Origin of the sequence: Actinomadura rudentiformis, from assembly GCF_008923185.1 — a bacterium.
GTDB classification, from domain to species: domain Bacteria; phylum Actinomycetota; class Actinomycetes; order Streptosporangiales; family Streptosporangiaceae; genus Spirillospora; species Spirillospora rudentiformis.
The window spans coordinates 222,842-235,220 of sequence record NZ_WBMT01000016.1; the positions used below are offsets into that span (position 1 = coordinate 222,842).

Annotated in this window: 10 protein-coding genes; 6 read left to right on the forward strand and 4 right to left on the reverse strand. The window is 69.4% G+C overall.

The annotated features are described in order from the left end of the window. Window positions 1–98: 98 nt before the first annotated feature. Both glpK (F8566_RS31415) and F8566_RS31420 read right to left on the reverse strand, forming a co-directional pair. Window positions 99–1,616 carry a glycerol kinase GlpK gene (gene glpK / locus F8566_RS31415; protein WP_151565469.1) on the reverse strand — a complete coding sequence of 506 codons (1,518 nt, stop codon included), beginning with the start codon at window positions 1,614–1,616 and terminating at the stop codon, window positions 99–101. A gap of 70 nt (window positions 1,617–1,686) precedes the next feature. Next, on the reverse strand, window positions 1,687–2,523 hold the full coding sequence (locus F8566_RS31420) for an MIP/aquaporin family protein (RefSeq protein ID WP_151565470.1): 837 nt from the start codon (window positions 2,521–2,523) through the stop codon (window positions 1,687–1,689). 283 nt (window positions 2,524–2,806) lie between these two features. On the opposite strand from F8566_RS31420, the gene F8566_RS31425 reads away from it, so the two are divergent. Then, window positions 2,807–3,577, forward strand: a complete 771-nt coding sequence (locus tag F8566_RS31425) for an IclR family transcriptional regulator (protein ID WP_151565471.1) — start codon at window positions 2,807–2,809, stop codon at window positions 3,575–3,577. A 32-nt stretch (window positions 3,578–3,609) separates the two neighbouring features. Further along, complete coding sequence (glpK, locus tag F8566_RS31430) at window positions 3,610–5,121, forward strand: glycerol kinase GlpK (RefSeq protein ID WP_151565472.1); 1,512 nt, start codon at window positions 3,610–3,612, stop codon at window positions 5,119–5,121. A 93-nt stretch (window positions 5,122–5,214) separates the two neighbouring features. On the opposite strand, the gene F8566_RS31435 is transcribed toward glpK (F8566_RS31430), so the two are convergent. Then, window positions 5,215–6,867, reverse strand: coding sequence for a glycerol-3-phosphate dehydrogenase/oxidase (locus F8566_RS31435; protein ID WP_151565557.1), 1,653 nt, complete (start codon window positions 6,865–6,867; stop codon window positions 5,215–5,217). A gap of 169 nt (window positions 6,868–7,036) precedes the next feature. Here F8566_RS31435 and F8566_RS31440 point away from each other — a divergent pair, with 169 nt between their 5' ends. The 4 genes from F8566_RS31440 (at window position 7,037) to F8566_RS31455 (ending at window position 11,957) form a co-directional block, all read left to right on the forward strand. After that, on the forward strand, window positions 7,037–7,804 hold the full coding sequence (locus F8566_RS31440; protein ID WP_151565473.1) for an IclR family transcriptional regulator: 768 nt from the start codon (window positions 7,037–7,039) through the stop codon (window positions 7,802–7,804). Window positions 7,805–8,086: 282 nt separating this feature from the next. Then, window positions 8,087–9,325, forward strand: a complete 1,239-nt coding sequence (locus F8566_RS31445; protein ID WP_151565474.1) for a lipase family protein — start codon at window positions 8,087–8,089, stop codon at window positions 9,323–9,325. A gap of 84 nt (window positions 9,326–9,409) precedes the next feature. Then, window positions 9,410–10,996 (forward strand): serine/threonine-protein kinase, encoded by a 1,587-nt coding sequence (locus tag F8566_RS31450; RefSeq protein WP_151565475.1) that lies wholly within the window; start codon window positions 9,410–9,412, stop codon window positions 10,994–10,996. Window positions 10,997–11,093: 97 nt separating this feature from the next. After that, entirely contained in the window at window positions 11,094–11,957 is an 864-nt protein-coding gene (locus F8566_RS31455; protein ID WP_225993688.1) for an alpha/beta fold hydrolase, read from the forward strand. Here the strand turns inward: F8566_RS31455 and F8566_RS31460 are convergent. Next, the gene (locus tag F8566_RS31460) at window positions 11,945–12,274 is read right to left on the reverse strand and encodes a hypothetical protein (RefSeq protein WP_151565476.1); all 330 of its coding nucleotides are present in this window, start codon (window positions 12,272–12,274) and stop codon (window positions 11,945–11,947) included. The two genes, F8566_RS31455 and F8566_RS31460, sit on opposite strands and share 13 nt — an antisense overlap. Window positions 12,275–12,379: the final 105 nt, after the last annotated feature.

Sequence of the window (12,379 nt, forward strand, 5' to 3'; positions counted from 1 at the left end):
ACGGGCTGGTGCGATGCGCCGGGCTTGGTGATGGCGGCCGGGCATGGTGACGGGCGGCCGGGCATGGTGTGGGTGTCCATGCCCGGCCGCCCGTGGCTCTACGGCACGTCCACCCAGTCCAGGGTGCGGCTGACGGCCTTCTTCCAACCGGCGTAGCCGGTCTCGCGCTGTTCGTCAGTCCACTCGGGCTGCCAGCGCTTGTCCTCGTTCCAGTTCTGCTTGAGCTCGTCGGTGTTCTTCCAGAATCCGACGGCGAGGCCCGCGGCGTAGGCCGCGCCCAGGGCGGTGGTCTCGGCGACGACCGGCTTGGAGACCGGGACGCCGAGGATGTCGGCCTGGAGCTGCATGCACAGCTCGTTGGCGGTGACGCCGCCGTCCACGCGGAGCACGTCCAGGGTGACCCCGGAGTCCTGGCGCATGGCCTCGACGACGTCGCGCGTCTGGTAGCAGATGGACTCGAGGGTGGCGCGGGCGAGGTGGGCGTTGGTGTTGAAGCGGGAGAGACCGACGATCGCGCCGCGCGCGTCCGATCGCCAGTACGGGGCGAAGAGGCCGGAGAACGCCGGGACGAAGTAGACGCCGCCGTTGTCCTCGACCTGGCGGGCGAGGGACTCGCTCTGCGACGCGCCGGAGATGATCCCGAGCTGGTCGCGCAGCCACTGGACGGCCGACCCGGTGACCGCGATCGATCCTTCGAGCGCGTAGACGGGCTTGTCCGAGCCGAACTGGTAGCAGACCGTGGTGAGCAGGCCGTTCTTGGAACGCACCGGCTCGGTGCCGGTGTTGAGCAGGAGGAAGTTGCCGGTGCCGTAGGTGTTCTTGGCCTCGCCGGGGGAGAAGCACACCTGGCCGACGGTGGCGGCCTGCTGGTCGCCGAGGATCCCGGAGATCGGCACCTCGCCGCCGAGCGGTCCGTCCGCGCGCGTCATCCCGTACGGCTCGGGCGTGGAGGACGGCTTGATCTCCGGCAGCATGGCGCGGGGGATGCCGAAGAAGGACAGCAGCTCGTCGTCCCAGTCCAGCGTCTCAAGGTCCATCAGCATGGTGCGGCTGGCGTTGGTCGGATCGGTGACGTGCACGCCGCCGTCGGTGCCGCCGGTCAGGTTCCACACGATCCAGGTGTCGGTCGTTCCGAAGATCGCGTCACCCGCCTCGGCGGCCTCGGCGACACCCTCGACGTTCTCCAGGATCCACTGGATCTTCCCGCCGGAGAAGTAGGTTGCCGGGGGCAGGCCCGCCTTGCGGCGGATGACGTCGCCGCGGCCGTCCCTGTCGAGTGCGGCGGCGATCCGGTCGGTACGGGTGTCCTGCCACACGATCGCGTTGTAGTAGGGGCGGCCCGTCCGCTTGTTCCAGACGAGGCTGGTCTCGCGCTGGTTGGTGATGCCCAGCGCGGCCAAGTCGGCCGAGGTGAGGTTGGCCTTGTTGAGGGCGGTCTGGATAACGGCGCGGGTGCGTTCCCAGATCTCGGTGGGGTTGTGCTCGACCCAGCCCGCCTGCGGCAGGATCTGCTCGTGTTCGAGCTGGTGGCGGGCGATCTCGTTGCCGCCGTGGTCGAAGATCATGAAGCGCGTGCTGGTCGTTCCCTGGTCGATCGCGCCGACGTAGTCCGCCATGCGGGTCACTGTTCCTCTCGAGGTCTGTCGACCGCCTTGGGAAAGGCGGTCTTGATCAGGCGGGCTTGGATCAGGCGGTCTTGGCCGCGGGCTCGGCGGGGATGGGCGCCGCCGGCTGCGGCTCAGGCTCGGGCTCGTCGGGGAGGAAGCGGCCGATGAGCATCTGGTAGAGGCCCGCGCCGACCAGTGCTCCGATCAGCGGGCCGATGATGGGCACCCAGAAGTACAGATCGCCGTACTGATCCTTCCAGGCGCCTTCGTATCCGGTGATGAACGAGGCCAGCCGCGGCCCGAAGTCGCGCGCCGGGTTGATCGCGTAGCCGGCGTCGGTGCCCCAGGCCATCCCGATCGCGACCACGACCAGGCCGATGACGAACGGCGTGAGGTTGGCGAGCGGCGGCGAGTTGCGGATGTCGGTGAGGACGAGGATGAGGAAGAGCAGGATGGCGGTGCCGATGATCTGGTCGCGCAGGGCGCCCCAGGTGTGCACGGGCAGCGTGCCGTTGCCGGGAAGCGTGGAGAAGACGCCCTGGGTCTTGATGGTGTGGTCGGGGTCGACCTTCGCCAGCACCTCGGAGTAGTTCCAGCGCACGATGAGCGCCGCGACGAACGCGCCCAGGGTCTGGGCCAGCGTGTACGGCAGCACCTTGCGCCACGAGAAGCCCTTGAAGACCGCCAGCGCGAACGTGACCGCCGGATTGAGATGCGCGCCGCTGAGCCGGCCCGCCACGTACACGCCGAGCGTGACGCCCAGGCCCCACGCCCACGCGATGCTGTCGTGATCGCCGATCCCGCCCGCCGCGACCTGCGCCACGACACCGACTCCGAACAGGATCAGGATCATCGTCCCGGCGAACTCGGCGGCGAGTTCCGCCGCGGTCCCAGGGATTTTCGGTCGCTCCGCCATGCTTCCTCCTCGACGTGACGGCCCCGGCCCGCAGGCCGGGAATGCTCGATCCATGAGGTGGGGTGACCTGCCTCACGGTCGCAACCGGACGCTAGGTCCCGTAAAAGAGCCGGTCAAGGAACAGGTGTCGACATTGTCGAACAGGGATCGCGGAAGTGCCGTCCGTGGGCGCCGTCCTGGTGACACGCGTCACAGGTCAGCCGACATTTCGGGCTTCTGTCTCGCCCATCTCGCATAAATGCCGACATTGTCGAATGAACGTTGACGTGGTTAGGTGGGCCGCATGCCGGGACCTGTGCAGTCGATCGAGCGGGCGGCAGCCATCCTGCGGCTGCTCGCCCGTGGTTCGGGTCGCCACAGCCTGGGTGAGATCGCCGGTTCGCTGGGACTCGCCCGCGGCACGGCCCACGGCATCCTGCGCACCCTGCAAGGGGTCGGCTTCGTCGAGCAGGACGAGGCCACCGGCAAGTACCAGCTGGGTGCGGCCCTTCTGCACCTGGGCACGAGCTATCTGGACGTCAACGAGCTGCGGTCCCGCGCGATCAACTGGGCGGACGCGCTGGCGGCGCGCAGCGGCGAGGCCGTCCGGATCGGCACGCTGCTGGACGGCCAGGTCCTGGTGGTGCACCACGTGTTCCGCCCGGACGACACCCTGCAGGCGCTCGACGTCGGCACGCTCGTGCCACTGCACGCGACGGCGCTCGGCAAGGTCCTGCTCGCGTACGACACGACCGTCACGGCGGAGCTTCTGGCGATGCCGGAGCTGACCGCCTACAGCCGGCACACGATCACATCGTCCCAGGTCCTGACCCGTACCCTGAAAGAGATCCGGGACGGCGGCTGGGCGGCCGAGGCCGAGGAGTTCACCGTCGGGGAGGCGGGGGTGGCCGCGCCGATCCGCGGCCACGGCGGCCTGGTGGTCGGCGCCATCGGCATCTCGGGGGCGGTGGAGCGGATCTGCGACGTCCGCGGCCGTCCCCAACCGAAACTGGTGACCTTCGTGCGCGATGCCGCGCGGGCGGTCTCCCGAGACCTCGGAGCCTCCCGGTGGTGAGGCCCGCCTACCCTATGTGGGAGTAGGAATCCATGACAGAGCGTTACGTGATGGCCGTCGACCAGGGCACGACCTCGACCCGGTGCATCCTCTTCGATCACAGCGGCCGGCTCGTGTCGGTGACCCAGCGCGAGCACAAGCAACATTTCCCGAGACCCGGCTGGGTCGAGCACGACGCCATGGAGATCTGGCGCAACGTCGAGCGCATTGCGCCCGAGGCCATCGCGCAGGCGGGCGCCACGCCCGACCAGGTCGCCGCGATCGGCATCGCCAACCAGCGCGAGACGACCCTGCTGTGGGACCGCCACACCGGCGAGCCGATCGGCCGGGCGATCGTCTGGCAGGACACCCGCACCGACGCCCTGGTCGAGGAGATGGCCGCCGAACCGTTCGCCGAGGAGGTCCACCGGCGGTGCGGCATCCCCGTGGCGACCTACTTCTCCGCGCCGCGCATCCGCTGGCTGCTGGACAACACTCCGGACCTGCGTGAACGCGCGGAGCGCGGGGATGTGCTGTTCGGCACGATGGAGAGCTGGCTGATCTGGAACCTCACCGGCGGCCCTGACGGCGGACGCCACCTCACCGACGTCACCAACGCCAGCCGCACCCTGCTGATGGATCTCGCCACGCTCGCCTGGGACGACGAGCTGCTGGCCTACTTCGGCGTCCCGCGGGCCATGCTGCCGGAGATCGGGCCCTCCACGGAGGTCTACGGCACGGCCACCCGGGTCGTGCCCGGCGTCCGGATCGGGGCGGCGCTCGGCGACCAGCAGGCCGCGCTGTTCGGGCAGACGAGCTTCGCCCCCGGCGAGGCCAAGTGCACGTACGGAACGGGCAGCTTCCTGCTGCTCAACACCGGCACCGAACCGGTCCGTTCGACGCACGGCCTGCTCACCACGGTCGGCTACAAGATCGGCAACGAGCCGGCCGTGTACGCGCTGGAGGGCTCCATCGCGATCACCGGCGCCCTGGTCCAGTGGTTCCGCGACGGGCTCGGCCTCATCGCCACCGCCCCGGAGATCGAGACCCTGGCGCGGACGGTCGACGACAACGGCGGCTGTTACATCGTCCCGGCGTTCTCCGGGCTGTTCGCGCCGCACTGGAGGAGCGAGGCGCGCGGCATCATCGTCGGGCTGACCTCGTACATCACCAAGGGCCACCTGGCGCGCGCCGTGCTGGAGGCGACCGGCTGGCAGACGCGCGAGGTCGTCGACGCCATGAACGCCGACTCCGGCATCGCCCTCAAGTCGCTCAAGGTCGACGGCGGGATGACCGCCGACAACCTGCTCATGCAGTTCATCGCCGACGTGCTCGACGTCCCGGTCGTACGCCCGATGGCCGCCGAGACGGTCTCGCTCGGCGCCGCGTACGCGGCGGGCCTGGCCGTCGGCTACTGGCCCGACCTGGAGGGGCTGCGCCGCAACTGGCATCGGGCCAGCCAGTGGCTGCCCGGCATGGACCCCGAGTACCGGGAGACCGAGTACGACAACTGGCGGCGCGCGGTCGAACGCACCTTCGACTGGATCAGACCCGCCAAGCACTAGCACGCACGCCCGGCAGCTACTAGCACGCCCGGCAGCTGCGGCCGGTGCCCTTCACAGAGTGGGCACCGGCCCGTGTACGGATGGAACCGGGGGTCAGGCGACCTTTTCGCCGCCGGCCCGCATGCTCACCGCGGCCTGGTCGTCGGGCTGCTCCTCGGCGCGGCGCTCGGCCTCCACCTGCTGGACGTAGGCGGCGGCCTCGTCGGCGATCCGTTCCGCGTCCCATCCCAGCACGCCGCCGATCAGGGTCGCGGTCACCTCCGCCGACGCGGTGCCGCGGTCCCGGGACTCGATGGAGACACGGGTCCGGCGGGCGAGCACGTCCTCGACGGTGCGCGCGCCCTCGTGCGTGGCGGCGTAGACGACCTCCGCCCGGAGGTAGGCGTCGCCGCTGGGGAGCGGCTCGGCGAGGGAGGGGTCGGCGGCGATGAACGCCAGCACCTCGTCGACCAGCGTGCCGTACCGCCGCAGGAGCTGCGCGATCCGGCGGACCGGGAGGCCGGTCTGCCGGGCGAGGGTCTCCCGGCGGTTCCACATCGCCTTGAACCCGTCCGCGCCGACCAGGGGCACGTCCTCGGTCACCGACTCCGGCACGCGTTCGTCGGCGAGCCCGCGCACGGCCTCGTCGACCGCGTCCTTGGCCATCACGCGGTAGGTCGTGTACTTGCCTCCCGCGACGACGACGAGACCGGGCACGGGCGTGCCGACCAGGTGCTCGCGGGACAGCTTGGCGGTCTGGTCGGAGGCCCCCGACAGCAGCGGGCGCAGACCCGCATACACGCCCTCGATGTCGTCCTTGGTGAGCGGGTCGGCCAGGACGCGGTTGGCGTGCTCCAGCAGGTAGTCGATGTCGGCCGCGGTGGCGGTGGGGTGCTCCTTGTCGAGGTCCCAGTCGGTGTCGGTGGTGCCGACGATCCAGTGCCGCGCCCACGGGATGACGAACAGGACGCTCTTCTCCGTGCGCAGGATCAGCCCGCTGGACGAGTCGATGCGGTCGCGCGGCACGAGCAGGTGGACGCCCTTGGACGCGCGGACGTGGACGCTGGCGGCCTCGGCCAGTGCCTGGGTCTCGTCGGTCCACACCCCGGTGGCGCTGATGACCTGCCGCGCCCGTACCTCGATCTCCTCGCCCGACTCCTGGTCGGCCACGACCGCGCCGACGACGCGTTCGCCGTCGCGCAGGTAGCGCACGACCCGGGCCCGGTTGGCGACGAGCGCGCCGTAGGACGCCGCGGTGCGGATCAGCGACATGGTGTGCCGGGCGTCGTCGACCTGCGCGTCCCAGTACTGGACGGCGCCCACGAGGGAGTCGGGGTCGAGACCGGGGGCGACCTTGAGCGCGCCCTTCTTGGTCAGGTGGCGGTGGTGCGGCATCCCCCGTGAGATGCGCCCGGAGGCGCTCATCGTGTCGTAAAGCAGGACGCCTGCCCCGACGTAGGGGCGCTCCCAGACACGGTGGGTCAGCGGGTAAAGGAAGGGAACGGGCCGGACCAGATGCGGAGCGAGGCGCTGGACCATCAGGCCGCGCTCCCGGAGCGCCTCGTGCACCAGGGCGAAGTCCAGCATTTCCAGATATCGCAGGCCGCCGTGGATGAGCTTGCTGGCGCGGCTCGACGTGCCCGAGGCCCAGTCACGGGCCTCGACCAGTCCGACGCTCAGCCCGCGGGTCGCGGCGTCCACCGCCGACCCGGCGCCGACCACCCCGCCTCCGACGACCAGGACGTCGAGCTCCTCGCCCGACCCCATCTCACGTAGCGCTCGGGCCCGCAGGGCGGGCGACAGTTCCACCGGCTTCACCGTTCAGCTCCTCGTGCTCGGGGACGGAACGCCGTGCTCTTCGAGATATGGCACGGGGCAAGACCCGTACTGAATTGAGTATGACAATGTCGAACAAGGTACACGCTACGCTATGGGGATGCCAGGGAGAATCCAATCGGTGGAACGGGCTGCGATGATCTTGCGGCTTCTCGCGTCCGGTCCCCGGCAGCTGGGAGTGGTCGAGCTGGCCGAGGCCATGCAGCTGCCCAAGGCCACCGTCCATGGCATCCTGCAAACGCTGCAGCACGTGGGCTTCGTCGAGCAGGACCGTTCCGGCGGCAAGTACCGCCTCGGCGCCACCCTGCTCCATCTGGGCAACAGCTACCTGGACATCAACGAGCTGCGGACCCGCGCGATCAACTGGGCCGACTCCCTCGCCTCACGTGCGCACGAGAGCGTCCGGATCGGATCGCTGCACGAGGGCCAGGTCCTGATCGTCCACCATGTCTTCCGTCCCGACGACAGCCTGCAGACGCTGGACGTGGGAGAGCTCCTGCCCATCCACGCCACCGCGCTCGGCAAGGTGCTCCTGGCGTTCGACCTGCAGTCCGACGCGTTGCTGGCCGATGTCGACACCAAGAGCTACACCCGCAACACCATCGCCTCCAAGGACGATCTGGTCGCCGACCTGGAGGAGGTCAGGGCCCGGGGCTGGGCCGCCGACATCGAGGAGCTCGTCCAGGGCGAGGTCTCCATCGCCGCGCCGATCCGCGATGACCGGACGGTCGTGGTCGGTGCGATCGGCATCTCCGGGGCGATCGAACGACTCTGTGACGCGGACGGCCGTCCCCACGTCGAACTGGTGGCCGCGGTACGGGACGCGGCCCGCGCCGTCTCCCGCGATCTAGGCGCTCGCCGCTGGTGACTGAACGTTCGCCGTCGCGGCATTCGATACGGGCGGCGTGCATCAGGGCCTCTGTTCGACATTGTCGAACGGAGTCGGCGTTAGATCGTTGACGCGCCGTGGGCTGCCCGGAATCAGCCCGCGCAAACCCCGGCACCCTTCACCGGCATGACCGTCCCGCCGGTTTGTCACTGGCGCTCAGTTGGACGACGCGGGATGTGAAGACGTGTGTCTATGCCGGACGGTTCCGGCACGTCACAGTTCAGGGCGACGAGATCGGATTTCCCGCCCCTGGAGCGCCCGATGCGTGTTGCCCCGTTCTTCCGCCGGAATGCGTTCGCCTGGATCGTGCTGCCGGTGGCCGCCCTGCTCGCGGTGGCCGGACTCGCCGCGCCCGCCCACGCCGACGACCCGCCGCCGGGCTCCGTGCCGCCCGACCAGGATCCGTTCTACGCCGCGCCCGCGAACATCGGCTCCTACCGGGCCGGCCAGGTCGTGGCCAGCCGGAAGATCACGCCGAAGGTCGGCGATCTGGACTCCACCACGGACGTCTGGCAGATCTCCTACCGCAGCAACGACTCGCACCTGGCGCCCCAGTTGGTGGTCACCAGCCTGATCGTGCCGAAGAAGGCGTGGACGGGACCCGGGCCGCGGCCCATCGTGTCCGTGCAGGCCGCCGAGGACGCCACCGGCACCCAGTGCGCGCCCTCCTACGGGTTGTCGTCCGGCAACGCGATCGCCGCATGGTCGGCGGTGTGGTCCACGCAGTTGCTCGACAAGGGCTGGGCGGTCGCGATGCCGGACCACGAAGGGCCCAAGTCGGTCTTCATGGCCGGACCGCAGGCCGGGCACGCCGTTCTCGACGGGATCCGCGCCGTGAAGAACTTCACCGGCGCGCCCGGGATCGGCACGTTCAATCCCTGGACGCTCAACGGCTACTCCGGCGGCGCGCAGGCCACCGGATGGGCCGCGCAGATGCAGCCGTCCTACGCCCCGGACGTCAAACTCAAGGGCGCCGCGATGGGCGGGACACCGGCCGACCCCGAGGCCGTGGCCCGCTTCCTGGACGGCGGGCTGTTCTCCGGCTTCGAGGCGGCCGCCGCGGCGAGTCTCGCCACCGAGTTCCCCGAGATGAACATCGACCCGCTCCTGAACGAGGAGGGACGCAAGGCGATCGAACAGGCCCGCGGCAAGTGCCTGACCGAGATCCTGGGGGCCTTCGCCTTCAAGAGGCTGTCGGACTACAGCACCGTGCCGGACCCGCTGGCCGTCCCGTCCGTCCGTGCCGTGCTGAAGCTCAACACGATGGGCGGCGCCGCCCCCGCCATCCCGATCTTCAACTACCACGCCAACACCGACGAGATCGTTCCCGTCGCCCAGGCCGACAAGCTCGTCAAGGACTGGTGCGCCAAGGGCGCCAGGGTGCACACCACCCGCTCGTGGATCGGCGAGCACGCCCTGGAGATGGTGTTCAAGAACGGCGAGGTGCTGGCGTTCCTGGCCGACCGTTACGCCGGCAAACCCGCCAGGAACACCTGCTGAAGCCGTCAGGAACCACCGACCGGCCGATGTTACGATCACCGTTCGGGTTGATGGCCGGAAGGCCGTCGGCACCTGGGGGTGTGAATGCGGGACGTGAGTCCCCTGCGCGAGGGCGATCCGGACAGGCTGGGGCGTTATCGGCTGGTCGGCCGGCTTGGTGAGGGCGGTCAGGGGGTCGTCTTCCTGGGCCGGGATCCGGAGGACGTCCCGGTCGCGATCAAGGTGGTGCGGTCCGAGTTCGCCGCGAACGCCGCGGCCCGGAGCCGCTTCGCCAAGGAGGTCACCGCGGCGCAGCGGGTCGAGGCGCAGTTCTGCGTCGCCCAGGTGCTCGACGCCGACCTGGCGGCGACCCCGCCGTACGTGGTCACGGAGTTCGTGGACGGGCCGACGCTGGGTCAGTCGATCCGCGACGACGGACCGCGGACCGGGGCGGCACTGCACCGGCTCGCGGTGGCGACGGCGACCGCGCTGGCCGCGATCCACCAGGCCGGCGTCGCGCACCGCGACTTCAAACCGGCGAACGTGCTGCTCGGCGCGGACGGGCCACGCGTCATCGACTTCGGCATCGCACGGGTCGTCGACACCGCGGTCACCCAGACCGGCACGATCGTCGGCACCCCCAGCTACATGGCGCCCGAGCAGTTCAGCGGCAAGGCCGGCGCTCCCGCCGACGTCTTCGGCTGGGGCTGCGTGATGGTGTACGCCGCCAGCGGCCACCCGCCGTTCAGAGGCGCCGACATGCCCACGCTGGTCAACCAGATCCTGAACCACGAGCCGGACCTGGGGCAGCTCACGGGCCCGCTTCGCGACATCGTCCACGCCGGCCTCCGCAAGGACCCCGCCACCCGCCCGACAATGCAGCAGATCGTTATGCGCCTGCTGGGCGAACCGTCGGACTTCCCTCCGGCCCCACCCCCTCTGCCTGCGGGGTTCCCCGCCACACCACTGCCTGCCGTCGAGGCGACCACGGTGGAGGCGCCAGCAGGCCGCCCGCGGCGCGGCCGGGTGATGGGCGTTGTCGCCGCGGCGGCGGTCATAGCGGTCGCGATAGCGGCGGGCGCGCTGGCCAGACCCCTCCTCAACGACTCGAACGCAGGACCGACGAACTCTCCATCGACCTCCTCGCCGGCCAGTGGCGCACCGGTGGGAGGCATCACCCGCACCCCTCGTCTGGGTCTGGAGTTCTGGCAGGGCAGTGCCGCGGTCCCGATGTCGTTCAACGCGGACCCGACAGGCTCCAACGCCATCGTGACCGTCCAGATGAAAGCCGCGCCGTTCCAACTGCGCTTCCCCAAGCAGAGCGTGACGTCATTGAAGATCTGCGCCTGGACCGACAGGTCGATCTTCATCCCTCGTGAAGGCATGCCGACCAGGAGCGATCAGTGCCTGGGCGAGGGCCGGGGAATGGCCGACTACGAGTTCGGAAGCGGCACCCTCATGCTCAACAACGAGGGTTTCAACTACCTCGTCGACACGCGCATCCAATCGCTGTCAGCCGACACCAGCAAGGTGGACTTCAGCCAGGTCTTCCAGGCTCAGGAGGACAAGCCCCTCCAGCAGCAGCGCGGGGACCTCTACCTGGCCATCTATGCCCCCAAGGCCAACGACGGCAAGTTCCACATCGTCCGCCCCGCCGAACTGGAATACGTCATCCTCCGCTTCCCGTCCTGACCAGTTCCTTTTCCGGGAATCACGCATTTCTTCGTCCGGGAACCAAGGAATGGCGATGCCAGATCAATGGACGATCCAGATGGGTTAGCGTCGTGGCATGGGGCGCCTTGTCCCGAAGGGAGCGATCATGCCGTTCATCGCCGGTTCCGATGCCAACGAGATCTTCTACAAGGACTGGGGCACGGGCCGTCCCGTGGTGCTGGCCCACGGGTGGCCGTTGAACAGCGACAGCTGGGAGGCCCAGCAGCTCTTCCTCGCCGACAACGGTTACCGCGTGATCGCGCACGATCGGCGCGGTCACGGGCGTTCCGCGCAGATCTGGAGCGGCAACGACATGGACCACTACGCCGATGACCTGGCCGCGCTCATCCAGGCCCTGGACCTGCGTGAGGTGACCCTCATCGGTTTCTCCACCGGCGGCGGGGAGGTGGCGCGATACATCGGGCGCCATGGGACCGATCGTGTCGCCCAGGCCGTCCTCGTCAGCGCCGTGCCCCCGTTCATGCTCAAGACCGACGACAATCCCGGCGGCGTCCCGATCGAGGTCTTCGACGGCCTGCGGCAAGGCTCCATCGCCGATCGGTCCCAGTTGTACCGAGACCTGGCCGACGGTCCCTTCTTCGGCAACAACCGTCCCGGGGCGAACATCTCGCAGGGGATGCGCGACTCGTTCTGGCACCAGGGCATGCAGGCCGGGCACAAGAACGCCTACGACAGCATCGCCGCCTTCTCGGCCACCGACTTCCGCGACGACCTGGCCCGTTTCGACGTGCCCACCCTCGTCATCCATGGTGACGACGACCAGGTGGTCCCGTTCGACGTCGGCGGCCGGGCGTCCGCGGCCCTGATCAAGGACGCCGAGCTCAAGACCTATGCCGGCGCTCCCCACGGCATCGCCGACACCCACAAACAGCAATTGAACGAGGACCTGCTCGCGTTCCTGAACACTTACAAGAGCTGAGCCCGGCTGGGGGCCTGCCCTTCGGCTGAAACGCCCGGCGCCTTCACCGGCCACGACGTCCTCACGGCCGTCTTCTCCGCTTTTTGGACGCTTGGCGGGCTCGCGACAGCTTGCACAGCCGCCAGATGAACCGACCGCAATACAGCAGCCATGCCACCCCTTCGATGAAGAACATGAAGGTCGCGGTCGAGTTCACGATGTTCGCTCTTGGCGGTGAACGTGCCGTGCTCGCACGAACGAGCGATGACGGAAATCGACGGCAGGAGCTCCCGGCCGCTCATGAAGATGATGAAGATGGCCAGCGCTGGAAAGAGCACGCCCCAAATGAGGACCTCACGCTTACGGTCGCTAAATCGTAGTTCCGTGATCCCACGCCGGCCCCAATCCCTGCCTCCGTCTCCGCAGACGAGACGCGTGTGCGC

Excerpts from the sequence above, each read along its gene's own strand:
- F8566_RS31440 (WP_151565473.1), top strand. The coding sequence starts at position 7,037 with ATGCCAGGGAGAATCCAATCGGTGGAACGGGCTGCGATGATCTTGCGG.
- F8566_RS31435 (WP_151565557.1), bottom strand. The coding sequence starts at position 6,867 with ATGGGGTCGGGCGAGGAGCTCGACGTCCTGGTCGTCGGAGGCGGGGTG.
- F8566_RS31420 (WP_151565470.1), bottom strand. The coding sequence starts at position 2,523 with ATGGCGGAGCGACCGAAAATCCCTGGGACCGCGGCGGAACTCGCCGCC.
- F8566_RS31425 (WP_151565471.1), top strand. The coding sequence starts at position 2,807 with ATGCCGGGACCTGTGCAGTCGATCGAGCGGGCGGCAGCCATCCTGCGG.
- F8566_RS31445 (WP_151565474.1), top strand. The coding sequence starts at position 8,087 with ATGCGTGTTGCCCCGTTCTTCCGCCGGAATGCGTTCGCCTGGATCGTG.
- glpK (WP_151565472.1), top strand. The coding sequence starts at position 3,610 with ATGACAGAGCGTTACGTGATGGCCGTCGACCAGGGCACGACCTCGACC.
- F8566_RS31455 (WP_225993688.1), top strand. The coding sequence starts at position 11,094 with ATGGGGCGCCTTGTCCCGAAGGGAGCGATCATGCCGTTCATCGCCGGT.
- F8566_RS31450 (WP_151565475.1), top strand. The coding sequence starts at position 9,410 with ATGCGGGACGTGAGTCCCCTGCGCGAGGGCGATCCGGACAGGCTGGGG.
- glpK (WP_151565469.1), bottom strand. The coding sequence starts at position 1,616 with ATGGCGGACTACGTCGGCGCGATCGACCAGGGAACGACCAGCACGCGC.